30 protein-coding genes and 2 pseudogenes are annotated in these 23,162 nt (G+C 36.9%); all 32 read left to right on the forward strand.

What is annotated here, in order from left to right; all coding sequences use genetic code 11:
• Positions 1-3 precede the first annotated feature (3 nt).
• The 32 genes and pseudogenes from flgD (at position 4) to LDX58_RS05495 (ending at position 23,146) form a co-directional block, all read left to right on the forward strand.
• On the forward strand, positions 4-462 hold the full coding sequence (gene flgD / locus LDX58_RS05350; protein ID WP_227935814.1) for a flagellar hook assembly protein FlgD: 459 nt from the start codon (positions 4-6) through the stop codon (positions 460-462).
• Positions 463-497: 35 nt separating this feature from the next.
• Complete coding sequence (locus LDX58_RS05355; protein WP_227935815.1) at positions 498-875, forward strand: TIGR02530 family flagellar biosynthesis protein; 378 nt, start codon at positions 498-500, stop codon at positions 873-875.
• A 72-nt stretch (positions 876-947) separates the two neighbouring features.
• On the forward strand, positions 948-1,901 hold the full coding sequence (gene flgG, locus LDX58_RS05360; RefSeq protein WP_227935816.1) for a flagellar basal body rod protein FlgG: 954 nt from the start codon (positions 948-950) through the stop codon (positions 1,899-1,901).
• Between the two features lie 84 nt (positions 1,902-1,985).
• The gene (locus LDX58_RS05365) at positions 1,986-2,198 is read left to right on the forward strand and encodes a flagellar FlbD family protein (protein ID WP_227935817.1); all 213 of its coding nucleotides are present in this window, start codon (positions 1,986-1,988) and stop codon (positions 2,196-2,198) included.
• The gene (gene fliL / locus LDX58_RS05370; protein ID WP_227935818.1) at positions 2,198-2,629 is read left to right on the forward strand and encodes a flagellar basal body-associated protein FliL; all 432 of its coding nucleotides are present in this window, start codon (positions 2,198-2,200) and stop codon (positions 2,627-2,629) included. Before LDX58_RS05365 ends, fliL begins: the two co-directional genes overlap by 1 nt.
• Before the next feature lie 35 nt (positions 2,630-2,664).
• A complete protein-coding gene (gene fliM / locus LDX58_RS05375) occupies positions 2,665-3,657 on the forward strand; it encodes a flagellar motor switch protein FliM (RefSeq protein WP_227935819.1) in 993 nt (330 codons plus the stop codon).
• Positions 3,650-4,873 carry a flagellar motor switch phosphatase FliY gene (gene fliY, locus LDX58_RS05380; protein WP_227935820.1) on the forward strand — a complete coding sequence of 408 codons (1,224 nt, stop codon included), beginning with the start codon at positions 3,650-3,652 and terminating at the stop codon, positions 4,871-4,873. Before fliM ends, fliY begins: the two co-directional genes overlap by 8 nt.
• 13 nt (positions 4,874-4,886) lie before the next feature.
• Positions 4,887-5,249, forward strand: coding sequence for a response regulator (locus tag LDX58_RS05385; RefSeq protein ID WP_227935821.1), 363 nt, complete (start codon positions 4,887-4,889; stop codon positions 5,247-5,249).
• 37 nt (positions 5,250-5,286) lie between these two features.
• Entirely contained in the window at positions 5,287-5,988 is a 702-nt protein-coding gene (gene fliO / locus LDX58_RS05390) for a flagellar biosynthetic protein FliO (RefSeq protein WP_227935822.1), read from the forward strand.
• Positions 5,985-6,692, forward strand: coding sequence for a flagellar type III secretion system pore protein FliP (gene fliP / locus LDX58_RS05395; protein ID WP_372459112.1), 708 nt, complete (start codon positions 5,985-5,987; stop codon positions 6,690-6,692). Before fliO ends, fliP begins: the two co-directional genes overlap by 4 nt.
• Positions 6,693-6,707: 15 nt before the next feature.
• On the forward strand, positions 6,708-6,977 hold the full coding sequence (gene fliQ, locus LDX58_RS05400) for a flagellar biosynthesis protein FliQ (protein WP_227935823.1): 270 nt from the start codon (positions 6,708-6,710) through the stop codon (positions 6,975-6,977).
• A complete protein-coding gene (gene fliR / locus LDX58_RS05405) occupies positions 6,977-7,753 on the forward strand; it encodes a flagellar biosynthetic protein FliR (RefSeq protein ID WP_227935824.1) in 777 nt (258 codons plus the stop codon). Before fliQ ends, fliR begins: the two co-directional genes overlap by 1 nt.
• 1 nt (position 7,754) lies before the next feature.
• Positions 7,755-8,849 (forward strand): flagellar biosynthesis protein FlhB, encoded by a 1,095-nt coding sequence (gene flhB, locus LDX58_RS05410; RefSeq protein WP_227935825.1) that lies wholly within the window; start codon positions 7,755-7,757, stop codon positions 8,847-8,849.
• 27 nt (positions 8,850-8,876) lie between these two features.
• Positions 8,877-10,913 carry a flagellar biosynthesis protein FlhA gene (gene flhA, locus LDX58_RS05415; RefSeq protein ID WP_227935826.1) on the forward strand — a complete coding sequence of 679 codons (2,037 nt, stop codon included), beginning with the start codon at positions 8,877-8,879 and terminating at the stop codon, positions 10,911-10,913.
• Entirely contained in the window at positions 10,910-12,046 is a 1,137-nt protein-coding gene (gene flhF / locus LDX58_RS05420; RefSeq protein ID WP_227935827.1) for a flagellar biosynthesis GTPase FlhF, read from the forward strand. The genes flhA and flhF overlap by 4 nt, the downstream gene beginning before the upstream one ends.
• Positions 12,047-12,907, forward strand: coding sequence for a MinD/ParA family protein (locus LDX58_RS05425; RefSeq protein WP_227935828.1), 861 nt, complete (start codon positions 12,047-12,049; stop codon positions 12,905-12,907).
• A gap of 70 nt (positions 12,908-12,977) precedes the next feature.
• Positions 12,978-13,097: pseudogene (locus tag LDX58_RS05430) on the forward strand (chemotaxis response regulator protein-glutamate methylesterase); the annotation flags it as partial.
• Between the two features lie 19 nt (positions 13,098-13,116).
• A complete protein-coding gene (locus LDX58_RS26385; RefSeq protein WP_308017465.1) occupies positions 13,117-13,338 on the forward strand; it encodes a chemotaxis protein CheD in 222 nt (73 codons plus the stop codon).
• On the forward strand, positions 13,335-13,463 hold the full coding sequence (locus LDX58_RS26390; RefSeq protein ID WP_308017456.1) for a hypothetical protein: 129 nt from the start codon (positions 13,335-13,337) through the stop codon (positions 13,461-13,463). Before LDX58_RS26385 ends, LDX58_RS26390 begins: the two co-directional genes overlap by 4 nt.
• Positions 13,464-13,527: 64 nt before the next feature.
• The gene (locus tag LDX58_RS05440; protein ID WP_227935830.1) at positions 13,528-14,301 is read left to right on the forward strand and encodes a FliA/WhiG family RNA polymerase sigma factor; all 774 of its coding nucleotides are present in this window, start codon (positions 13,528-13,530) and stop codon (positions 14,299-14,301) included.
• Between the two features lie 15 nt (positions 14,302-14,316).
• Complete coding sequence (locus LDX58_RS05445; RefSeq protein WP_227935831.1) at positions 14,317-15,021, forward strand: flagellar assembly protein A; 705 nt, start codon at positions 14,317-14,319, stop codon at positions 15,019-15,021.
• A gap of 118 nt (positions 15,022-15,139) precedes the next feature.
• Positions 15,140-15,328 (forward strand): annotated as a pseudogene (locus LDX58_RS26610) (hypothetical protein); the annotation flags it as partial.
• Entirely contained in the window at positions 15,298-15,699 is a 402-nt protein-coding gene (locus LDX58_RS05450) for a FapA family protein (protein ID WP_227935832.1), read from the forward strand. The pseudogene LDX58_RS26610 and the gene LDX58_RS05450, both read left to right, overlap by 31 nt.
• A 30-nt stretch (positions 15,700-15,729) precedes the next feature.
• Positions 15,730-16,035, forward strand: coding sequence for a hypothetical protein (locus LDX58_RS05455; protein ID WP_227935833.1), 306 nt, complete (start codon positions 15,730-15,732; stop codon positions 16,033-16,035).
• 15 nt (positions 16,036-16,050) lie between these two features.
• On the forward strand, positions 16,051-16,587 hold the full coding sequence (locus LDX58_RS05460; protein ID WP_227935834.1) for a DUF6115 domain-containing protein: 537 nt from the start codon (positions 16,051-16,053) through the stop codon (positions 16,585-16,587).
• Between the two features lie 162 nt (positions 16,588-16,749).
• Positions 16,750-17,472 carry a 30S ribosomal protein S2 gene (rpsB, locus tag LDX58_RS05465; RefSeq protein ID WP_227935835.1) on the forward strand — a complete coding sequence of 241 codons (723 nt, stop codon included), beginning with the start codon at positions 16,750-16,752 and terminating at the stop codon, positions 17,470-17,472.
• Between the two features lie 137 nt (positions 17,473-17,609).
• The gene (gene tsf / locus LDX58_RS05470) at positions 17,610-18,491 is read left to right on the forward strand and encodes a translation elongation factor Ts (protein WP_227935836.1); all 882 of its coding nucleotides are present in this window, start codon (positions 17,610-17,612) and stop codon (positions 18,489-18,491) included.
• Between the two features lie 251 nt (positions 18,492-18,742).
• On the forward strand, positions 18,743-19,462 hold the full coding sequence (pyrH, locus tag LDX58_RS05475; RefSeq protein WP_227935837.1) for a UMP kinase: 720 nt from the start codon (positions 18,743-18,745) through the stop codon (positions 19,460-19,462).
• Complete coding sequence (gene frr, locus LDX58_RS05480; RefSeq protein ID WP_227935838.1) at positions 19,462-20,019, forward strand: ribosome recycling factor; 558 nt, start codon at positions 19,462-19,464, stop codon at positions 20,017-20,019. The genes pyrH and frr overlap by 1 nt, the downstream gene beginning before the upstream one ends.
• A gap of 301 nt (positions 20,020-20,320) precedes the next feature.
• The gene (gene uppS, locus LDX58_RS05485; protein ID WP_227935839.1) at positions 20,321-21,088 is read left to right on the forward strand and encodes an undecaprenyl pyrophosphate synthase; all 768 of its coding nucleotides are present in this window, start codon (positions 20,321-20,323) and stop codon (positions 21,086-21,088) included.
• Between the two features lie 15 nt (positions 21,089-21,103).
• Entirely contained in the window at positions 21,104-21,901 is a 798-nt protein-coding gene (locus LDX58_RS05490; protein WP_227935840.1) for a phosphatidate cytidylyltransferase, read from the forward strand.
• A gap of 96 nt (positions 21,902-21,997) precedes the next feature.
• A complete protein-coding gene (locus LDX58_RS05495; RefSeq protein WP_227935841.1) occupies positions 21,998-23,146 on the forward strand; it encodes a 1-deoxy-D-xylulose-5-phosphate reductoisomerase in 1,149 nt (382 codons plus the stop codon).
• The last annotated feature ends 16 nt before the right edge of the window (positions 23,147-23,162 follow it).

Below are 23,162 nucleotides of genomic sequence, written 5' to 3' on the forward strand. Positions count from 1 at the left end.
AAAATGACAAATATACATGAAAGTTTTAGATTAAATACTCAACCTAATACAGTCCAAAATAATAATAAAGGAATTTTAGGGAAAGATGACTTCTTAAAAATTCTTATTACACAGCTTCAAAATCAAGACCCATCTAATCCAATGGATGATCGTGAATTCATCGCGCAAATGGCTCAGTTTTCTTCACTTGAGCAAATGACAAATATGAATCAAGCCATTCAAAAGTTTGTATCCCTGCAATCAAGTCAAAATTTAGTTCAACATAGTGAATTAATTGGAAAAAAAGTGCAATGGAAACGTGAAGTGCCTATTGATGAATACCGTTCTACAACTGAGTACGTAGAGAATGTGGTCACATCAGTTAAGCTTGAAACCGATGGCCAATTAAGACTTCAACTTGATGATGGTCGATGGATTAGCAACGAACAACTCGTTCAAGTAAGTAAGGCAGGTCAAAAATAATAAAAGTAAAATGGCTTAAGGAAGGGTGACGTATTATGGAACCAAGAATTCCTACTCATTCAATTCATTCGCTTCCAAAGCCGACTCGTAAGAATGTCAATCCAATACAAACAACGTCCTTTAATCAGTTACTAGAAAGGCAAATACACAACACAAACCAGTTAAAGGTAAGTAAACATGCCCAACATCGGATGGATATGAGAGGAATCGAGTTTTCTGCGGAAAAGTGGTTGACAATTCAAGATAAGGTTAAAGAAGCAAAACAAAAAGGGGTTAAAGATTCTCTTGTTATCACCAATAATGCAGCTCTAATAGTAAGTGCGCAAAATGATACGGTAATTACTGTTCTTAATCGAGATGAAGCACAATCACAAATATTTACTAATATCAACGGAACGATTTTAATTGATTAGTAAGACTGGACCCTTTTGGGAGGTCTGAAGCTGTGGACTGATAGAAGCAGCTAATATGAGGAGGAAATACTAATGTTACGCTCAATGTATTCAGGCATTTCGGGTATGCAAAACATGCAAACTAAGTTAGATACAATTGGTAACAATATTGCCAATGTTAATACATTCGGTTTTAAAAAAGGTCGTACGACGTTTAAGGATATGGTTAGTCAACAAATTGCGGGTGCTACAGGGCCAGGTGAAAATCGTGGTGGGGTAAACGCAAGACAAGTTGGGCTTGGAATGCAATTAGCTTCCATTGATACAATCCATACACAAGGAAGTTTACAAAATACAAATCGAGAACTTGACTTAGGAATTTCAGGTGATGGTTACTTTGTTGTTAGTACTACAGGTGGAGAAGGGAATCCGGCTGGGGTAGGCGATCTATCTTATACTCGTGCTGGTAATTTCTATTTAGATCAGGAAGGATATATTGTGAATTCCGATGGATTTTATTTAATGGGTGTTAGACCTGGTGGAGACGGAAGCTATACACCTGTAGATGAATTTAACGTAAACACTAATAATAATACTGATCTTCAAGATGATTATGAATTTGGTAGACTGAGAATTCCGCCTGAGGCTCAAAGTTTTAGTATAGGTGCTGATGGAATTCTTCGATTTATTAGTAGTGATGGTTTACAAGTAGCGGGTCAATTAGGTTTAGCGAAATTTTCTAATCCAGAAGGTTTAGAGAAGGTTGGGAATAATCTTTATTCTGCCTCAGCAAACTCAGGTACATTGGCTCAGGGAGAATTCTTTAGAAATGGTGACTTTGAAGCCTCCCCAGCTTATATTTCATTAGCGCAACTTGATGCTGCAGGAACTGGTTCGTTAGTCGCAGGAACACTTGAAATGTCTAATGTTGACTTGTCATCAGAATTCACTGAAATGATCGTTGCTCAACGTGGTTTCCAAGCAAACACACGAATTATTACAACATCAGATGAAATCCTCCAAGAGCTAATTAACTTAAAACGATAATTATCTGTTCCATTTTTAATCCTTTATACCATTAATCTTCAAGGAGGTTTGGGCTAGGGAATAACTCCTAGTCCAATTCAAATTATGATCGAACTTATTCGCTTAAATGGCCAACCGTTTTTACTAAATGTTATATTAATTGAACAAATTGAGGCATTCCCTGATACTACTATTACCCTTATAAGTGGCAAAAAAATTGTTGTTCGTAATAATATGAAAGACATAAAGGCCATTATTAATAAGCAATTTACTGAAATAGGACTTATAGGAATTCATAAAGAAGTGGAGGGGTCATGATGTTCAAAAATAAACTCGTTAATATTATGCTTATAATTCTTATTTCTTTGACCCTTGTCGGTGTGGTAGCATTTGTTCTAGTGAAAAATTATACGAACCAACCAGATCCCGACGCTCCACCAACGATTGACGAAATCATAGCCCAATCATTTGAAACAAACGAAATTACAACGAACTTGCTTTCAAATGATTTTGTTCGAGCTTCTTTTCGGATACATGTTGATAATCAAAATTCTTTAGCTGAAATACAAAAAAGAGATTTTCAAGTGAATAATATTATCTTACGTGCTCTTTCGGGGAAAAAAGCATCTGAGCTAGCGGGACCTGAAGGGATAGAGGCATTTGAAGCTGATATACGAAATCAAATTAACCAGCTTATGCAAGAAGGAGAGGTCATTCAGGTTTATACAATCACATGGGTTATCCAATAATGTTATGTGTTTATTGAGATGGAGAGGTGAGAATCTTGGCTGACGTTTTATCACAGGGAGAAATAGATGCCCTGTTATCGGCACTTTCTACGGGTGAAATGAATGCTGATGAACTCAAAAAGGAAGAAACTGAAAAAAAGATAAAGGTTTATGATTTTAAACGAGCACTTCGTTTTTCGAAGGATCAAATTCGGAGCTTGTCTAGAATTCATGAGAATTTTGCTCGACTTCTTACAACTTATTTTTCAGCCCAACTTCGGACATATGTTCAAATTTCTGTAACATCAGTTGATCAACTACCATATGAGGAATTCATCCGTTCGATTCCTAAAATGACGATTCTAAATGTTTTCGAGCCATATCCACTCGAGGGAAGGTTATTAATGGAAGTTAATCCTAATATTGCCTATGCGATGCTTGATCGATTATTAGGTGGTAAGGGCGACAGTGTAAATAAGGTCGAAAATCTAACTGAAATTGAAACACGTATTATGGCACAGTTGTTTCAACGTACGTTAGACAGCTTTCAGGAGGCATGGAGTTCCATTATCGAACTTGATCCTATAATGGAAGATATAGAGGTGAATCCTCAATTTTTACAAATGGTTTCTCCAAATGAGACCGTTGTTGTTATTTCGCTTTCGACAACGGTTGCAGAAACATCAGGAATGATAAATATTTGTCTTCCACACGTTGTTCTAGAAGAAATTTTACCTAAACTTTCGATTCATTATTGGATGCAGGAAAAGAAGAAGCAAAGGCAACCTGGAGAAATAGACAAAATTGAAAAAAAGATAAGAAAAGCACCATTACTTATTCAAGCCGAATTAGGACGATCAGAGATTTCGATACAAGAATTTTTACATCTCGGAATTGGAGATGTTATTGAATTAAATCAACCTATTGACCGACCATTAATGATTACGGTCGGTGGTGAACATAAATACAATGCACAGCCGGGGAAAATGAAGAACCAAATTGCTGTCCAGGTGACAGATATAATTGAGGAGGCAGAAGAAAATGAATGATGATATGCTTTCCCAAGATGAAATCAATGCTCTTTTAGCAGGTGTTAGTGGCGGAGATGATGATGTAGAAACTAGTAAAGTAGAAAAGAGTTCTTTAAGGCTTTCTGATTATATTTCTGAAATTGAGCAAGATGCAATAGGTGAAATAGGGAATATTTCATTTGGAAGTGCTGCTACAGCATTATCGACTTTATTGAATCAAAAAGTTGAGATTACGACACCGTTACTCTCAATTATCACAAGACAAGAACTTGAATCAGAGTTTCCTCAACCACACGTCGCTGTCCATGTTGAATATACAGAGGGTTTTGAGGGAATGAATTTGCTCGTTATAAAAACTACAGACGCTGCAATTATTGCTGATTTAATGCTTGGTGGAGACGGAATAAATGCTTCTTTAGATTTAAGTGACATGCATGTAAGTGCTGTTCAAGAAGCAATGAATCAAATGATGGGATCTGCATCTACATCAATGTCAACCATTTTTAATAAAAAAGTCGATATTTCACCTCCTAGTATTGATTTAATGGATGTGAAAAAAGACAAAGGAACAACAAACTTACCAGGAGAAAATACTTTAATTAAGATTTCTTTCCGTTTAAAAGTAGGAGATTTAATTGACTCTAATATTATGCAACTAGTGACTGTGTCGTTCGCTAAGAGCTTAGTAGACGAACTAATGAATCCGGATGGAGGGACCCAAGAAGAAATACCAATGCTTACGGAGGAACGACAACCTAAACAAGAAGCTAAAGTTGAACCTGCTGCTCCAGTTCAGGAAAAGCAACAGCATCAACCAAGTCAACCGATGGCAAGGGACCAGGTTGTTCATCCCCGTTATGAACAACGTGGACAGCAACATTTAGGACAGGCCTCAACGTTTGGCCAGCGAGTTGTAGATGTTCAACCTGCTGCATTTTCAACATTTGAGAGCCCACAGTTAAATCATATTGAATCAAATAACTTAAATATGTTATTAGATATCCCGCTTCAAGTAACAGTTGAATTAGGGCGTACGAAGCGCTCCATTAAAGAAATACTTGAATTCACTCAAGGGTCGATCATTGAACTAGATAAGTTAGCTGGTGAACCTGTAGATATATTAGTCAATCAAAAATTGATTGCCAAAGGAGAAGTTGTGGTCATTGATGAAAACTTTGGTGTTCGTGTCACGGATATCGTAAGTCAAGAAGATCGTATTAGAAACTTGAAATAGGTTGGTGAGTTATATGTCTGGTCGAGTTTTAATTGTTGATGATGCTGCATTTATGAGAATGATGATTAAAGATATACTTTCAAAAAATGGCTATGATGTGGTCGGTGAGGCAAATGATGGAACGCAAGCAATTAAAAAGTACAAGGAATTAAATCCAGATCTTGTCACAATGGATATCACCATGCCGGAAATGGACGGAATAACGGCATTGAAGGAAATCAAAACCATTGACCCAAGTGCTAAGATCATAATGTGTTCAGCTATGGGGCAGCAGGCTATGGTCATTGATGCGATCCAAGCTGGAGCTAAAGACTTTATTGTGAAACCATTTCAGGCAGATCGAGTACTAGAGGCAATCGAAAAAGCAATTCGTTAACTAAAATTATTTGTATAAAGTGGAGGGCTAATCATCTATGCGGATAAGATTTCTAATAATAGCTCTAATTCTTAGTTCTCTAATTGGACTGCAACACCATGTTGAAGCTGAAACAACTAATGAGAATCGAAGAGTGAATGAAACATTAAAGGGTAACGATTCTGTTGAAGAGAGTGTCAATGAAGAGGCCCCCGTAGTTACAGACCCAGACCCATGGACCATTGACACGGAGCCTGTAGAAGACGAAGTCATTCCTGAACAGAACACCTTTTTAATCTTTGCCCAGATGATTAGTGCCTTAGCTCTTGTGATTGTTCTTATTTATTTGCTTTTACGCTTTTTAAATAAACGATCACAATCGTTTCGTTCTACACAAATGCTACAAAATATTGGTGGTGTTCCACTTGGAGCGAACAGGTCTGTGCAATTAGTAAAAGTGGGAAATCGTGTCTTAGTCGTTGGGGTTGGTGAAAGTATTCAACTGTTAAGAGAAATAGAAGATGCTAAGGAAATTAATTTGATCGTAAACCAACAAAAGGAGCAGTTTGAACAATTGGAGCAACCTGTTAATAAGTTATTTAATTTAGTAAGCCAAAAAATGCGATCTAATAAACCAAATACTTCTTTAAAACCCGAAACTAACAATGAAGCTTTTAAAAATTTACTTTCGAAGCAATTGAAAGATGTATCTAAAACGCAAGAGAAGTTGCATGATGCTGTGAGGGAGCGTGACAAATGATGCTAGACTCTATGATTCTTTCAGCAGTAACCACGCTTCCAGGGATTGATTTAGATATTTTAAATGATGAGCCGACTAATGTTGCAACGACTATTCGATTACTTATTCTTTTAACCATCCTATCGCTAGCTCCATCTATCTTAATTTTAATGACGAGCTTTACAAGAATAGTGATTGTTTTGTCGTTCGTAAGGCAGGGGCTTGCTACACAATCCATGCCACCGAACCAAGTACTAATAGGTTTAGCACTTTTTCTTACCTTTTTTATTATGGCACCAGTTTTTGCTGAAGTGAATGAAACAGCGATTACCCCATTTATTAATGAAGAAATTGATCAGGAAGAGGCTTTTTATTTAGCGGCACTTCCAATGAAAGAGTTCATGGCTAACCATACACGTGAGAAAGATTTGGCTTTATTTATGGGATACGCTGGATTAGAGCGTCCAGAAACATTAGATGATATTCCATTAACCTCTTTGGTTCCTGCTTTTGCGATCAGCGAGTTGAAAACAGCTTTTCAAATCGGCTTTTTGATTTTCATTCCTTTTTTAGTAATTGATATGATCGTAGCAAGCGTGTTGATGTCGATGGGGATGATGATGTTACCTCCCGTCATGATCGCATTGCCTTTTAAAATTTTATTATTTGTATTAGTGGATGGATGGTATTTAATTGTTCAATCGTTACTTCTCAGCTTTAATTAAAGGATGGTGAATCATATGAGTCCTGAATTTGTTATTAATATGGCGGAAAATGGAATATGGACAGTGTTAATTGTATCCGGCCCGCTTTTAGTCGTTGCATTAGGACTTGGTCTGTTAGTCAGTATCTTTCAAGCAACCACTCAAATTCAAGAGCAAACATTGGCTTTTATTCCTAAAATAGTAGGTGTTTTTGCTGCACTAATTATATTTGGACCTTGGATGCTCTCAAATATGACGAATTTTACTCATCAGATTTTTAGTAATCTTCATAGGTTTATTGGATAATGGTGGATTTCATCAATGTTTTTCCTGCTTTTTTGCTTGTGTTTGTTCGAGTCTTAGCTTTTTTTGCGGTACTACCGATTTACGCTCATAGGTCTATTCCTAACTCTATGAAAATAGGCTTGGCTCTTTTTTTAGCGTATATCATGGTATTCACACTTGAATCACCGGTACTTGTCATAGATGGTTTATATTATTTTCTGATAATAAAAGAAGCAATGGTTGGATTATTAGTTGGTCTCATTGCGGCAATGATTTTATATGCGATTCAAGTTGCAGGGGGACTTATTGATTACAGTATGGGTTTCATGATTGCGAACGTTGTAGACCCGCAAACAGGTGCACAAACGCCTTTGACAGGGAGCTATTTATATACATTTGCTTTATTATTTCTTTTACTTGTCAATGGTCATCATTTGCTATTAGATGGGATTTTCTATAGTTATCAATTTGTTCCAATGGATCAGGTTCATCTTCCTTTTGGACAAGAAAATATTATCCGCTATGTGGCTACTACTTTTAATGCTATGTTTGTAGTTGCGTTTCAAATGGCATTCCCTATTGTCGGTTCGCTTTTTTTAGTGGATGTTGGGTTAGGAATGGTATCAAGAGCGGTACCTCAGATGAATGTTTTTGTGGTTGGTATGCCATTGAAAATTTTAGTAGGCCTATTACTATTAACGGTATTTATGAGTGTTTTCTTGATGGTTGTCCAAAATTTATTTGATCAAATGGTTCTCGCCATGCGAACTTTATTACAGTTACTCGGGGGTGCATAAGTTGAATCAACTTAAATTAAAAGTGAATCTACAGTTTTTTGCCGAAGAAAAAACAGAAAAAGCAACCCCGAAAAAACGTCAAGACACGAGAAAAAAAGGACAAGTAGCGAAAAGTACAGACGTAAACACAGCGATTATTTTATTGTTAGTGTTTTTATTTTTATGGCTTTTTGGAGGCATGCTTGGTGGAACCTTACTTAATCTTTTAAAACATACATTTCAAACGTATCTACTTATCGATCTAACTGAAAGCAATTTTGCTGGGATTTTTATAGAATTAATATTTGAAGCGGCTGTTGTCCTTTTACCAATTATATTGATCGCGCTAATTGCGGGTGTTGCCGCGAGTTATATTCAAGTTGGCATATTGTTTGCTCCTGAAGCAATTCATATGAAGCTATCTAAGCTAGATCCGATACAGGGAGCAAAACGAATATTTTCCGTGAGAGCTTTAGTTGAATTAGTAAAGTCTTTACTTAAAATTGGTTTAGTTGGCTTGGTAGTCTTTGTGATTATTTGGTATAAGCTCGGGGACGTTATGCTTCTATCGCAAAAAAGTGTGGCAGATGGGTTTTATATTATTGCGCAACTCGTCGTTACATTAGGGATCTCCGTCGCAATTTTACTTCTTATATTATCGGTGCCAGATTATCTCTACCAAAAATACGATCATGAAAAGCAGATTAAAATGTCTAAAAAAGATATTAAAGATGAGCATAAAAATATGGAAGGTGACCCTAGAGTGAAATCAAAACGTAAGCAGAAACAAATGGAAATGGCTATGCAGCGGATGATGCAGGAAGTCCCAAAAGCCGATGTTGTTATCACAAATCCTACGCATTTCGCGGTGGCCCTGCGTTACGATGAAGAAAAGGCGGATGCGCCATTTGTAGTTGCAAAAGGTGTTGATTTTGTGGCTCAGAAAATAAAGGGGCTTGCGGTAGATCACGAAGTCGTAACAGTTGAAAATAAACCTCTAGCAAGAGCACTTTACGCTCAGGCGGACATAGGAAATCAGGTCCCTGAAGACCTATTTAAGGCAGTAGCAGAAGTTCTTGCCTATGTGTATCGTCTGAAAAACAAACAGGTAAATTAACGTACCTTAAGATAGGAGAGAAGTTGTGTGGCAATAAGAGACCTATCTGTATTACTAGGTGTTATCCTAATCGTCATTATGCTCATCATCCCGTTACCAACGGCGATGCTGGACTTTTTAATTATTATTAATATATCTCTTGCATTAATCATAATCCTTGTTGCGATGAATACAAGAGAGCCGTTGCAATTTTCAATTTTTCCAACGCTATTATTATTAGTTACATTATTTCGATTAGGGTTAAATGTTTCAACAACTCGCTCGATTTTGGGTGAGGCAAATGCAGGGAATGTCATTGATACATTCGGAAACTTCGTCGTAGGGGGAAATGCCTTAGTTGGTTTCGTTGTTTTCCTTATTTTAATTATCATTCAGTTCCTAGTCATTACTAAAGGTGCTGAGCGTGTATCAGAAGTTGGGGCTCGTTTCACCCTAGATGCAATGCCAGGGAAACAAATGAGTATAGATGCAGATTTAAATGCAGGCATGATTTCTGATGTAGAGGCAAAAGCGCGCCGAGAGAAAATTGAACAAGAAGCTGATTTTTATGGTTCGATGGATGGTGCTAGTAAATTCGTTAAAGGAGATGCTATTGCTGGGATTGTTATTGTTATGATTAACCTCATTTTTGGTTTGATCATTGGGATGATGCAAATGGGAATGGATCTTACAACTGCAGCTTCAACTTTTACGTTGTTAACCGTTGGAGATGGGTTAGTTAGTCAAATTCCAGCACTATTGATTTCAACTGCAACAGGGATTGTTGTTACTCGTGCATCATCAGAAGGAAATTTAGGACACGATATTACTAAACAAATATTTGCTTATCCAAAGATGTTATATATCGCAGGCGGAACCATCTTTTTTCTAGGTGTTATCACGCCAATCTCTCCAGTGTTTACGTTTCCTATTGCTTTTGCGCTTATATTTGGTGCTTATTATCTCGGGAAAAATGAAAAAAGAGCATTCCTCGAAGAAGAACAGGCGGAAGAGGAAGAACAACCTGATGAGATGAAGTCCCCTGAAAGTGTTATCAACCTTCTACAGATTGACCCAATTGAATTTGAATTTGGTTATGGATTGATTCCATTAGCTGATGCCAATCAAGGTGGAGACTTATTAGACCGTGTAGTGATGATCCGCCGTCAAATGGCACTTGAGCTAGGAATGATTGTGCCGGTAATACGCATTCGTGATAACATTCAGCTTCAGCCAAATGAATATACGATTAAAATTAAAGGAAATGAAATTGCTAAAGGTGAGCTTCTTTTGGATCACTATATGGCTATGAGCCCAGGTGTTGAAGATGAGAGCATCATAGGAATAGATACTATTGAACCTGCTTTTGGATTGCCGGCACTTTGGATTGGAGAAGATATGAAAGAACAAGCTGAGTTGTCCGGCTATACGGTTGTCGATCCACCGTCGGTCGTTTCAACGCATTTAACGGAGATTATTAAACGTCATGCCCATGAGTTGTTAGGTAGACAAGAAACGAAACAGCTTGTAGATCATTTAAAAGAAACGTATCCTGCCCTTGTTGAGGAAGTAACACCAAGCTCTTTATCAACAGGTGAAGTTCAAAAAGTGCTGACAAATTTATTGAAAGAAAATGTTTCTATTCGAAACTTACCGATTATCTTTGAAACGCTTGCCGATTATGGTCATATGACTAAAGATATGGATTTGGTTACAGAGTACGTTCGTCAATCATTATCACGGCAAATTTCTAAGCAAATGACTTTACCTGGAGAGCCAATGTACGTCATCACTTTAAGTGGAACAGTTGAAAAGAAAGTAGCTGATTCTGTTCAACAAACGGAACACGGAAATTTCGTTTCTATGGACCCTAATGATTCTCAACGAATTCTGGAATCAGCTGCATCTGAAACTGACCGTTTGTCACAAATGGGACAAGTACCAGTAATCCTGTGTTCTCCAGCAGTACGTATGTATGTTAGACAATTACTAGAACGTTATTTGCCTCATGTACCGGTCTTGTCATATAACGAGCTCGAAGCAGATGTTGAAGTGCAAAGTGTAGGAGTGGTGAACGTAGAATGAAGGTAAAGAAGTATACAGCAAATACGATGCATGATGCAATGAAAACAATTCGCTCAGAATTAGGTGACGATGCCGTTATTTTAAATTCAAAAGAAATCGAAACAGGTGGTTTTTTAGGCTTTTTTACAAAAAAGCAAATTGAAGTAATAGCGGCTATTGATCCAACTATAAATAGAAGGCCAGTCCGAACAAGAGAACCTGCCGTTTCAAAAAAAATTGTTCAGTCTAGTACACAAACGATTGCGTCAGCGACACAGAGCAGCTTGATAAATGAAATCAATCAATTAAAAGAACTTGTGCAAGGGCTTAATGATAATAAAGGTTCTGATGAAAAGGAATATCCAGAACCCTTTCAAAGTATAGACAATCATCTACGTAGTCAAGGTGTTTCATCAAACGTTCGACTTAAAGCCTTAAAACATCTTATGAAGAATTGGTATGATCAAACAGTAATAGAACGTGTTAAAGTAGATGTAAATCAAGATCTGAAATCCTATTTGCAAGCTTCTCTTGAGAAAATTCCTATTGGTGGGATTTCATTTGATAAAAAAATAATAAATATGGTTGGACCAACAGGAGTAGGAAAAACAACAACCATTGCTAAATTGGCAGCTCATTGTGTTCTGAAGAAACAAAAAAAAGTAGCACTTATCACAACAGATACTTACCGGATAGCGGCCGTTGAACAATTAAAAACATATGCTAAGATTTTAAATATTCCTTTAGAGGTTGCTTACTCAATTGATGATTTTAAACGGGCTACTGGTCAGTTTGAGCATTATGATTTGGTCTTAGTTGATTCTGCTGGTAGGAATTTTAGAAACCAATTGTATGTAGAGGAATTAAATAAAGTAATTGATTTTAAAGAGAATGCAGAGACTTATTTAGTCTTATCACTCACATCAAAATATGAGGATATGAAAGATATTTTGCACCAGTTTAATCTTATCCCAATTAATAAGGTGATTTTAACAAAAAAAGATGAAACGAGTACATATGGAGCGATGTTAAACATTCCACTTGAGCTCGGTAAAGGCATAGCTTACGTAACGATAGGTCAAAATGTTCCAGACGATTTAGTCGAAACTTCTGTTCCCTATCTACTAGACTGTTTGTTCGAGGTGAATAAATAGATGAATGATCAAGCCGAAAACTTAAGACGTTTACTGGATAATGATGACCGAAAAGATGCCAAAGTAATTGCTGTTGTAAGTGGAAAAGGTGGAGTTGGAAAATCCAACGTGTGCTTGAATTTTGCGATTAGTCTCTCTCAATTAGGAAAGAAAGTAGCCATTATGGACTTAGACATAGGGATGGCTAACCTAAATATATTGATGGGGCTAACACCTAACTATCATCTTATGGACTTATTAAATAATCAATTATCAATTTGGGATATTATTGAGGAAGGACCTGCTGGGATTTCTTATATTGCAGGTGGATCTGGATTTTCATCTTTTGTAGAATTAAATGAGGAACGTCTTCATAAGTTTTTTTTTCAGTTAGAGTTGATTGGAGAGAGGTTTGATTATATCTTTTTAGATATGGGCGCTGGTGCTACAAAAGAAAGTATTGAATTTGTAATGGCTGCACACGATGTATTTGTCGTAACGACTCCGGAGCCTACTGCCATTACAGATGCTTATTCAATGATAAAGTTCATTTATTTAAGAGACGATTCTAAACCACTTTACTTAATTGTCAATCGTGCTGATTCGCAAGTAGAAGGAAGTAGAACTATAGAAAGCTTTAAGAGAGTAGCTTTGCAATTTCTAAAAAAAGATATTGAAGCATTAGGCTATATACCAAGTGATCCTATTGTTTCAAAGGCAGTAAAAGCACAAACTCCCTTTGTTGTATTTGATAAAAATGCAAAGGTTAGTAAGGCAATTATCCAGCTTGCGTCTTTCTATATTGGAGAAGGAAAAGAAGCGCCAACTAAATATGGTCAATTTCTTTCAAAAATGCGAAAAATGGTCAGTCTAAGGAAATAGAAACATTAAGAAAGTTAGGGATAATGTGGGAACTGCGATTCGAGTACTTGTTGTAGATGATTCAGCTTTTATGAGAAAAGTGATATCAGATACGCTTAATAGACATCCTGGAATCAATGTGATTGCTACAGCACGTAATGGGGAAGATGCTTTAGATAAAAGAAAAAAGTTAAGACCAGATGTTATTACGTTCGGGAATGGCTCATATTATGTTGCCTAGTTGTACTCTTTCTAAGCAGGAAAAAATAAATAAAGCAAAATACGCTGACACGGCGATTCCAGCATTACTCACTCAACTTGAAAAACGAGGGGCACGTCTTTTTTCATTGAAAGCCAAACTGGCTGGAGGCGCTCAGATGTTTTCCTTCTCAACTGGAAATGATCTGATGAGAATCGTCCGCGTAATGTTGAAGCAACAAAAGACAAATTGAAGGAACTTGGAATCCCGATTATAGCAGAAGATGTTGGTGGGAAAAGTGGTCGTACCATTGAGTTTAACCCAACCTCTTCACTTCTACAGATTAGAACAGTGAACAAAGGAACGATGGAAATTTAAAGTTTTGTTGTTAAAAACTAATTATTCGTTCATTTAGAGTAATACATTTAAGCGGGGGGCATTTATGGGACATGTAACAGCGGTAGAAGACAGAAAACTCTGGGATAAATGGCTTGCAGAGCGAAGTCATGATGCTTGTGATGAGTTAATTAGGCGTTATATGCCACTCGTTCATTACCATGTTCAACGTATTTCGATAGGTCTACCAAAAAATGTTCAAAAAGATGAGCTAATAAGCCATGGATTAATGGGATTATACGATGCTTTAGAGAAATTCCAACCAGAACGTGATTTAAAATTTGATACATATGCTTCTTTTCGTGTCAGAGGTGCTATTATTGATGGACTAAGAAAAGAGGATTGGCTTCCAAGATCAATGCGTGACAAGATAAAAAAGGTTGAAGCTGTAACCGAAATGCTAGAACAGAGAAATGGTCGGTATGTTACAAGTGAAGAGGTAGCAAATGAACTAGAGATTGATTCGTATGATGTCGAAAGAATTATGACTGACTATTTCACTTCAAGTTTATTGTCTATCGATGATCAATCTCAAGATACCGAAAGAAATGAGACATTCGCAGCGACCATTGAAGATAAGGTAACTCGAACCCCAGAAGAACATTCAAGTGACTTGGAAACCAAAAAAGAATTAGCGATGATGATTGACCAGTTACCTGAGAAAGAAAGACTTGTTATTAGTTTATTTTATTATGAAGAAATGACCTTAACAGAAATAGGGCAAATTTTAAGTCTTTCAACATCACGTATATCACAAATCCATTCAAAGTCATTATTCAGACTCCAACAAACAATGAAAAAAAACGCCAAAAATCGTTAGGTGGGATTGATTTTGATGTCTGAGTTGGAACAATTTTTTGAAATTCAAATTTCCTCAAACAAAATGGTAGCAACAATCATTCAGCATGGAAAGATAGATGAGGAGATGAAATTAACGAAGGATACTCTGCTCCAATTTATTAAAGAACATGGGATTACTTATGGAATAGATGAAATGACCGTTGCTAATCTCTTAACAGAAAGAAAAGTAATGAAGTCAAAAGTGAAGATTGCCTTTGGCCAAAAACCAATAAAGGGTAAACCTGCTTTTATTCAACCGGTCATATTCCAAAAAAAGAATCGAGAATTTCAATCGAATCAAAATATCAATCTCAAAGATTTCCTGGAGATTCCGTCTGTTAGTATTGGAGATAAGGTGGGAACAAAAATAAAGGCAACAGCAGGGCAGGCTGGCTACAATGTGTACGGAGAGGAAATACCTGCAAAACCTGGGAAAGATTTTATTTTACGAAAAGGAAAGAATACTCGTCTGGATGAAGAAGAACAAAGTCTTTATTCTTTGATTGATGGACAAATAAGTATTGATAAATACACAATTCATGTTCAGTCTACTTATGAAATTAATGGAGACCTATCACTGACAACAGGGAATATTTCATTTGTTGGTAACGTTAATATTAGAGGGAGTATCCCAGCTGGCTTTGAGGTAGAAGCAGGTGGGGATATTAGAGTATCTGGAACGGTAGAGGCACGAAACTAAAAGATGGGGGATCTATTTTTATTGGAGCGGGGATCGTTGGACAAAATCGTTCACTAATTGAAGCTGCAGGAGACCCTCAAACGACTTTTATTAATGAAGGGAATGTCGTTGTAGGGGATCCATTGACGTAGCACAAGCGATTTTACATAGTACGTGTACGTCTGGTTCGGTCATCAATTGTACACAAGGTACAGGTTTAATAGTTGGTGGAGCTATTTCAGCTAAACAAAGCATCCTAGTAAACGAAGTTGGTAATGAAAGCTTACGAATACCAAATTGTTTATTGGAACGCATGAACAGGCTATAAGGAAACAAAAAGAAATGGAAGCCGAATTTAAAAAAACAAAAGAAGATCAATTGAAGTTAGCAAAACTATTGAAGAAGTTATTAGCTAAAGAAAAAGAAATGGGTGAGCTAGTTGGGCGTGATAAATTGTCTAAACTAAAGGTGATACATTCATTTCAAGTAGCAAATCAAAAAATTGATCATTTAACTGAAGAACTAAAACTTGATGAAGAAGATGAAAATATCGAAGAAGAGGGTTTTATATACGTGAAGCGAACGATCTATCAAAATGTTGATGTACATTTTGGTAAATACCGGAGGGAAATTTCGTCTAATTTCCAGAAAACTCAAATTTCTTTAATTGATTCTGAAATAAAAATTAATACAAACTAAATTGAAGATCTTTGAAGGGAGAGAATTAAAATGAGTTTACGTCCAATTGAAGCACAAGGATCGTTCCCAAATTCTCAAAAGTCTGGAAAGCTACAAGACCAATTGCAACAAAGGGGACAAGTAAGCCAAGATATAATTGCACAACAGCAAGTTGAAGAAGAGCGTAGAAAAAGAAAACAAGTGAACGAAACAAAATCATCAGATCAGGCAAGGTTTACTAAAGAAGGAGAAAGCAAACAGGACCAGAATAAAGAGCAGCGGCCAAGCCATAAAGACGAAATTGAACCAGACTGTAAGCATCCCTTTAAAGGGAAGTTTGTAGATTTTTCTGGTTAAGAAAGGAATTATTAAATGACGACATTATTAGTCACAATTAGTCTCCTTTTGCATGGAGTAACGTTTCTATGGATCATGACTCTATTACAGAAACAACAACCGAATCAGGCCACAGACATCGAAAAAACAAAAAATGAGATAGAAGATTTGCTTATTTCATATACCGCTGAAATGAAAGAAGAAAATGAACTTCTTTTAAAACAAATTGAACAAAGTAAAACTCGAAACAAGCTTTCCAATCAACAAGCTCCTCTAGAAAATGACTTGGTAGGAGGGTTGGAAGACAAATCCAAAAGGCAAGAAAGATCTCATACGAAAAATAAACCAAGAGTAAAACTAGAACATGAGGTAAAAGTTGAACGCAAGACAGATGGCGGTCCTTTAGACTATCAACCACCTTTTATTGAACAGGAAGAAGAATTTGTCTACGAGCAGTCAGAGACGGCTAAGGTCATAGCGCTATCAAAACAAGGATTATCAATTAATGAAATTGCTAAAAAATTAAGTCTTGGAAAAGGCGAAGTAGAATTAATGTTGAAATTTTATCGTTAATGTCTAATTCTGCTTGCAACAGGCATTTTGATATGATATATTAATCAACGGTGTTAATCACACACGCGCTTTAATTTGTATGAGGGTGCTGACTTGTCAGTGTCATACAAAAATGATGAACGCGGAGGAAAACAAAAAACCAATTTGAAGGAGGTGTTTGATGTGGCAGTAATCTCCATGAAGCAATTATTAGAAGCTGGGGTACATTTCGGTCATCAGACTCGTCGTTGGAACCCTAAGATGGATCGCTACATCTTCACAGAACGTAACGGTATTTACATTATCGATTTACAAAAAACAGTTAAGAAAGTTGAGGAAGCGTATAACTTTGTACGTGACTTAGCTGCTGACGGAGGGAAAATTCTTTTCGTTGGTACAAAAAAACAAGCGCAAGATTCAGTTAAAGAAGAAGCTGCGCGTTGTGGAATGTATTTCATCAACCAACGTTGGTTAGGTGGTACATTAACGAACTTTGAAACTATTCAAAAGCGTATTACACGTCTTAAGAATCTTGAGAAGATGCAAGAAGACGGCACATTTGACGTTCTTCCTAAGAAAGAAGTTATTCTTCTTAAAAAGGAAATGGATCGTTTAGAAAAGTTCTTAGGCGGTATCAAGGATATGAAAGGTGTTCCTGACGCACTTTTTGTTATTGACCCACGTAAAGAGCGCATTGCAATTGCGGAAGCTCATAAATTGAACATCCCGATTGTTGCAATTGTAGATACAAACTGTGATCCTGATGAAATTGATTATGTAATTCCAGGTAACGATGATGCAATCCGTGCAGTTAAACTTTTAACTGGTAAAATGGCTGATGCAGTAATCGAAGCTACTTCTCAAGAAGAAGAAGTTACGGAAGTTGAAGAAACAACAACAGCTTAATTTCATTTACTCTAAGGGTGGTAAAGGGGGATTACCCTTTTACCACCTTTTTTTATGAAACTACTAGCTTCGTCAAGTAATTTTGGTTTATATGATGATGTACCTGTACATACTTATACTTTAAGGAGGCGTTTTTAATGGCTGTAACAGCAAGCATGGTAAAAGAATTACGTGAAAAAACGGGCGCAGGAATGATGGATTGTAAAAAGGCTCTAACAGAAACAGATGGAGATATGGAAAAGGCAATTGATTTCTTACGTGAAAAAGGTATTGCAAGTGCTGCTAAGAAGGCAGATCGTGTAGCTGCTGAAGGTCTTGCAGTTGTGAAATCTAAAGGTAACAAAGCGGTTATCGTAGAAATCAACTCAGAAACAGATTTCGTTGCTAAGAATGAAAACTTCCAAAAGCTTGTAAATGAGTTAGCTGTACATGTAATTGCTCATACACCGGCTTCTGTAGAAGAAGCTTTAACTCAACCTTTTGCTGAGGGACAAACTGTTCAAGAATTCATTAATTCATCAATTGCAAAAATTGGAGAAAAAATCTCTTTACGTCGCTTTGAAATCGTAGAAAAAGAAGATGGCGATGTATTTGGAGAGTACTTACATATGGGTGGACGTATTGGTGTCCTAACAGTTGTAGGCGGCTCAACTGATGCTGAGTTAGCTAAAGACGTGGCTATGCACGTAGCTGCGATCAATCCGACATATGTGACTCGTGATGAAGTATCACAAGAAGAAGTAGAGCGTGAGCGTGAAGTTCTTACCCAACAAGCTCTAAACGAAGGCAAGCCTGCAAACATCGTTGAAAAAATGGTAGAAGGTCGTTTAAGCAAATATTTTGAACAAGTTTGTTTACTTGATCAACCATTTGTTAAAGATGGCGATCAAAAAGTTGGTAAGTATGTGAAAAGTAAAGGCGCAGAAGTAAAAAGTTTTATCCGTTATGAAGTAGGAGAAGGCATGGAGAAGCGCGAAGATAATTTTGCTGAGGAAGTAATGTCTCAAGTGAAAAAGTAATAACTAGTGAGGGGCACAATGTGTCCCTTTTTTCAGAAGTGTAAAAACTTCCTATCCTTATCCGTAATAGTTAGTTTAGTTATTAGGGATGAGTGAATTAAGAATTGATAAGTTAGGAAAAGGCAAGGTCTCCGCTAGATTCAACCATACTTATTAGATTAATTTGAATCTAGAAGTAGGAGCGATCGTGTGTAGTTCTGTTTTTCCTTGAAAATGATTAATTAAAACTTCATCTCATGTCGGAGGTTTTCATGCAAACATATAAACGAGTGATATTAAAGCTTAGCGGTGAGGCGTTAGCGGGCGAGTTGGGTTATGGAATTGACCCAATTGTTATCCAATCGGTAGCTAAACAAGTGAAAGAGATTGTGGAACTTGATGTAGAAGTAGCTATTGTAGTAGGCGGTGGAAATATTTGGCGTGGAATGGCTGGTAGTGCCAAAGGGATGGATCGTGCTACAGCCGACTATATGGGAATGCTTGCAACGGTTATGAATTCGTTAGCTCTTCAAGATAGCTTAGAAGACATCGAGGTAGAAACAAGAGTTCAAACATCGATTGAAATGCGTCAAGTGGCTGAACCTTATATTCGTAGAAAAGCAATTCGCCATCTTGAAAAGAAACGAGTAGTTATTTTCGCTGCAGGAACAGGGAATCCATATTTCTCAACAGATACAACAGCAGCGCTTAGAGCAGCTGAGATTGAAGCGGAAGTGATCTTGATGGCTAAAAACAAAGTAGACGGCGTTTATAGTGCTGATCCGTCTGTTGATGCGAATGCGAAGAAGTACACAAAAATTTCTTATATGGATGTTTTAAAAGAAGGATTAGCTGTTATGGACTCAACGGCTTCATCACTTTGCATGGATAACGATATCCCACTCATTGTTTTCTCTATTATGGAAGAAGGTAACATTAAACGAGCCGTATTAGGTGAAGAAATTGGAACATTAGTAAGGGGGAATTCATAATGTCAGCAGAAATTTTAAAAGATACCGAACAACGTATGTCAAAGGCAATCGATGCCTTAACGCGTGAGTTAGCTAAGTTAAGAGCAGGACGAGCAAATCCAACTTTACTTGATCGTATTACCGTTGAATATTATGGTGCAGAGACGCCGCTTAATCAATTGGCTACCATCTCAGTACCTGAGGCACGCTTGCTATTAATCCAACCTTTTGATAAATCATCTATTTCGAACATTGAACGAGCTATTCAAATGTCAGACCTTGGTCTAACGCCTTCAAATGATGGTACAGTAATTCGTATTTCGATCCCACCATTAACGGAAGAGCGTCGTAAAGACCTTGTTAAGCTTGTAAAAAAAGCAGGAGAAGAAGCGAAGGTTGCTATTCGAAACGTGCGTCGTGATGCCAATGATGATTTGAAAAAGCTTCAAAAGGATGGAGAAATGACTGAGGATGAACTTCGCCGCAGTACAGATGATGTTCAAAAGCTAACAGATAAGACGATTGTAAAAGTTGATGATGTTGCTGAAAAGAAAGAAAAAGAAATCATGGAAGTATAAGCCAGTTCCATGTAAAATAGACATAGTGAAAAGACCCTCTTTTTCTAGGGGGTTTTTTACACTTTCATACTAGTAGTAAGTTGCTCTATACTGAGGCTTATAATAATCATGAAGCAGTGACTAAAGCTAGTTTCATGCACAATAGGGATGAGAGGTGTTTCAAATGTGCTGTGAGCGGTTTCTTATTGGAGACTTTAGTATTGAACCATTTGTACAAAACACAAATGTTATGAGTCTTAGAAAAAAAGGAAAAGCTACAAGTAAGAGAACCTGCTGTTAGAGATAGATGGAGGGCGTCAACATGCTTGAGAAATTATCAAAATGGAAATCGAGTTTATCATCTCAAGAAATAAAAGATGAACTAGATCAAGCGAATATCCCAAAGCATATTGCCATTATAATGGATGGGAATGGGCGTTGGGCGAAAAATAAAGGATTGCCTCGAATTGCTGGGCATCGTGAAGGAATGAAAGTCGTAAATAAAGTGGTTCACAAAGCAAATGATCTTGGTGTGGAGGTTTTGACATTATACGCATTTTCAACGGAAAATTGGAAGCGTCCAAAAACGGAAGTCGAATATTTAATGAAGCTACCCGAACGGTTTTTAAATAATGAATTACCTAAGTTGATGAAAGAAAATGTTAAAGTGCGTTTAATGGGAAGTATTGAAGAATTACCGGACCATACGAAAAAAGCTGTTATGAAAGCAGTGAAAGAAACAGAAAATAACACCGGTTTAATTTTGAACTTTGCTTTAAATTATGGGAGTCGCTTTGAACTAATGGATGCAATAAGGAAAATTGCAAAACAAGTAGAGTTGGGGTCATTGACCTCTGAAGAGCTAAATGAATCTATTCTTGAAAAAAATATGATGACTGCAGAGTTACGAGATCCAGATTTGCTTATTCGAACAAGTGGAGAAATTCGGTTAAGTAACTTTATGCTTTGGCAAGTAGCCTATAGTGAATTTTGGTTTACAGATGTTCTGTGGCCTGATTTTAATGAGAAGCACTTAACGGAAGCCATTGCCGTCTATCAAAAACGAGCGCGTAGGTACGGTGGCGTTTAGAAGGGGCGATGTCAATTGAAACAACGAATTATTACCGGAGTGATTGGTGGAGCAGGTTTTATTATAATGGTTTTACTTGGAGGCTGGGTGTTTTCATTATTTATTTCAATTTTAGCCTCAGTAGCTATGATTGAACTATTGAAAATGAAAAAAATAACTCCTTTATCTTTAATGGGAATCGTTAGTCTTTTTTCAATGTGGTTACTTCTCGTACCTAATCATTGGTTTGAACTAGTTGTTCCTTTGAATTTTACTAAAGTAGAAATCTTTATTTTTGTCATATTGGTCTTATTGATGTTTACGGTTATTACAAAAAATATGTTTACATTTGATCAAGTAGGGTTTGTGATTTTATCATCAGTCTATGTAGGTTTTGGCTTTCATTATCTAATCATGACTCGTGAAATTCCAGAACATGGTTTATATCTTGTATTTTTTGTTCTTTTACTCATATGGACAACGGATTCAGGGGCTTATTTTGTTGGGCGTAAGTGGGGGAAAAACAAACTATGGCCTGATATTAGTCCGAAAAAAACGATTGAAGGTTCAATTGGTGGAATTATAGCTGCAATTGTTATTGGAACAATTTTTTACAGCTTTTTCCCGATCTTTTCAAACTACTTGACAGCATTATTGGTTATCATTGTAGCGTCTATTTTTGGACAACTTGGGGATCTAGTAGAATCTGCATTGAAAAGGCATTACGCAGTTAAGGATTCAGGAAACGTTCTTCCTGGACATGGCGGAATTCTTGATCGTTTTGATAGTCTTATTTATGTAATGCCCATTCTGCATTTGCTTCAATTAATTTAAGAGCTTGCAACTGATGAGCAACAGATAAGCAGTGTCCTCTTTTAACATAAATAATAGAATCGTTTGAAGTGATATTTTGAATTGTAGGTGAGTAAGTTGAAGCATATTAGTTTGTTAGGTGCAACAGGTTCAATCGGAACACAGACTTTAGATGTGATTAGAAAGCACCCGGATCATTTCAAGTTAGTATCTATGTCAGTAGGCAGAAATATAGATCTAGCTTTGAAACAGGTACATGAGTTTTTACCGAATCTTGTATCTGTACAAACAAGAGAGGACTACGACAAACTAATTCATGATGTTCCAAGTCATACAAAGGTTGTCTATGGGGAAGAAGGATTAGTTGAGGTGGCAACGGATCCCAAATCAGAAACATTAGTTAATGCGGTTCTTGGTAGTGTAGGGCTCTCACCTACTTTAGCGGCGATAAAAGAAAGAAAAGCGATTGCGATAGCCAATAAAGAAACACTCGTTACTGCAGGGCATCTTGTGACGACAGCAGCTAAGGAGTTTGGCGTGCCGTTGTTACCTGTTGATAGTGAACATTCAGCGATCTTTCAAGCGTTAAATGGGGAGAAAATAACTGAGGTTGAAAAATTGATTTTAACAGCTTCAGGTGGTAGTTTTAGGGAACGTTCAAGAAATGATCTTAAAGATGTAACGGTTCGTGAAGCGCTCAATCACCCAAATTGGTCGATGGGTGCAAAAATTACGATTGATTCTGCGACAATGATGAATAAAGGATTAGAAGTTATTGAAGCGCGATGGCTTTTTGATATACCATATGAGAAGATTGATGTAGTCTTACATAAAGAAAGTATTATCCATTCGATGGTAGAATACATAGATGGTAGTGTGATAGCGCAGTTAGGAACACCTGATATGCGAGTTCCTATCCAGTATGCATTAACGTATCCTAATCGTCTAGAGTCCATTTCTAACGAGCGCTTAAACTTATGGGAGTTAGGGACGTTGCATTTTAGTAAGTTAGATTTGGAGCGTTACCGCTGTATGGCATTCGCTTATGAAGCAGGAAAAATCGGTGGAACGATGCCTACAGTTCTAAATGCGGCAAATGAAATAGCTGTAGCCTATTTTCTTGATAATAAACTTTCTTTCTTACAGATTGAAGCAAAGATAGAACAAGCTCTAGAAAGACACCATGCTATTTCAAAACCGACATTAGAAGATATTGTGGCAGTCGATGCTGAAACAAGAGCTTTTATCCACTCTAGTATGAAATAAGAAAGGTGGAAGGATA

Origin of the sequence: Alkalihalobacillus deserti (assembly GCF_020734105.1) — a bacterium.
Taxonomy (GTDB): Bacteria; Bacillota; Bacilli; order Bacillales; family Bacillaceae_D; genus Halalkalibacter; species Halalkalibacter deserti.

Excerpts from the sequence above, each read along its gene's own strand:
- LDX58_RS26385 (WP_308017465.1), top strand. The coding sequence starts at position 13,117 with ATGTTGCCTAGTTGTACTCTTTCTAAGCAGGAAAAAATAAATAAAGCA.
- LDX58_RS05355 (WP_227935815.1), top strand. The coding sequence starts at position 498 with ATGGAACCAAGAATTCCTACTCATTCAATTCATTCGCTTCCAAAGCCG.
- fliP (WP_372459112.1), top strand. The coding sequence starts at position 5,985 with ATGATGCTAGACTCTATGATTCTTTCAGCAGTAACCACGCTTCCAGGG.
- uppS (WP_227935839.1), top strand. The coding sequence starts at position 20,321 with ATGCTTGAGAAATTATCAAAATGGAAATCGAGTTTATCATCTCAAGAA.
- LDX58_RS05425 (WP_227935828.1), top strand. The coding sequence starts at position 12,047 with ATGAATGATCAAGCCGAAAACTTAAGACGTTTACTGGATAATGATGAC.
- pyrH (WP_227935837.1), top strand. The coding sequence starts at position 18,743 with ATGCAAACATATAAACGAGTGATATTAAAGCTTAGCGGTGAGGCGTTA.
- LDX58_RS05440 (WP_227935830.1), top strand. The coding sequence starts at position 13,528 with ATGGGACATGTAACAGCGGTAGAAGACAGAAAACTCTGGGATAAATGG.
- LDX58_RS05455 (WP_227935833.1), top strand. The coding sequence starts at position 15,730 with ATGAGTTTACGTCCAATTGAAGCACAAGGATCGTTCCCAAATTCTCAA.
- LDX58_RS05385 (WP_227935821.1), top strand. The coding sequence starts at position 4,887 with ATGTCTGGTCGAGTTTTAATTGTTGATGATGCTGCATTTATGAGAATG.
- flgD (WP_227935814.1), top strand. The coding sequence starts at position 4 with ATGACAAATATACATGAAAGTTTTAGATTAAATACTCAACCTAATACA.
- fliQ (WP_227935823.1), top strand. The coding sequence starts at position 6,708 with ATGAGTCCTGAATTTGTTATTAATATGGCGGAAAATGGAATATGGACA.
- LDX58_RS05460 (WP_227935834.1), top strand. The coding sequence starts at position 16,051 with ATGACGACATTATTAGTCACAATTAGTCTCCTTTTGCATGGAGTAACG.
- flhF (WP_227935827.1), top strand. The coding sequence starts at position 10,910 with ATGAAGGTAAAGAAGTATACAGCAAATACGATGCATGATGCAATGAAA.
- flgG (WP_227935816.1), top strand. The coding sequence starts at position 948 with ATGTTACGCTCAATGTATTCAGGCATTTCGGGTATGCAAAACATGCAA.
- fliR (WP_227935824.1), top strand. The coding sequence starts at position 6,977 with ATGGTGGATTTCATCAATGTTTTTCCTGCTTTTTTGCTTGTGTTTGTT.
- fliL (WP_227935818.1), top strand. The coding sequence starts at position 2,198 with ATGTTCAAAAATAAACTCGTTAATATTATGCTTATAATTCTTATTTCT.
- LDX58_RS05365 (WP_227935817.1), top strand. The coding sequence starts at position 1,986 with ATGATCGAACTTATTCGCTTAAATGGCCAACCGTTTTTACTAAATGTT.
- fliO (WP_227935822.1), top strand. The coding sequence starts at position 5,287 with ATGCGGATAAGATTTCTAATAATAGCTCTAATTCTTAGTTCTCTAATT.
- tsf (WP_227935836.1), top strand. The coding sequence starts at position 17,610 with ATGGCTGTAACAGCAAGCATGGTAAAAGAATTACGTGAAAAAACGGGC.
- fliY (WP_227935820.1), top strand. The coding sequence starts at position 3,650 with ATGAATGATGATATGCTTTCCCAAGATGAAATCAATGCTCTTTTAGCA.
- LDX58_RS05445 (WP_227935831.1), top strand. The coding sequence starts at position 14,317 with ATGTCTGAGTTGGAACAATTTTTTGAAATTCAAATTTCCTCAAACAAA.
- frr (WP_227935838.1), top strand. The coding sequence starts at position 19,462 with ATGTCAGCAGAAATTTTAAAAGATACCGAACAACGTATGTCAAAGGCA.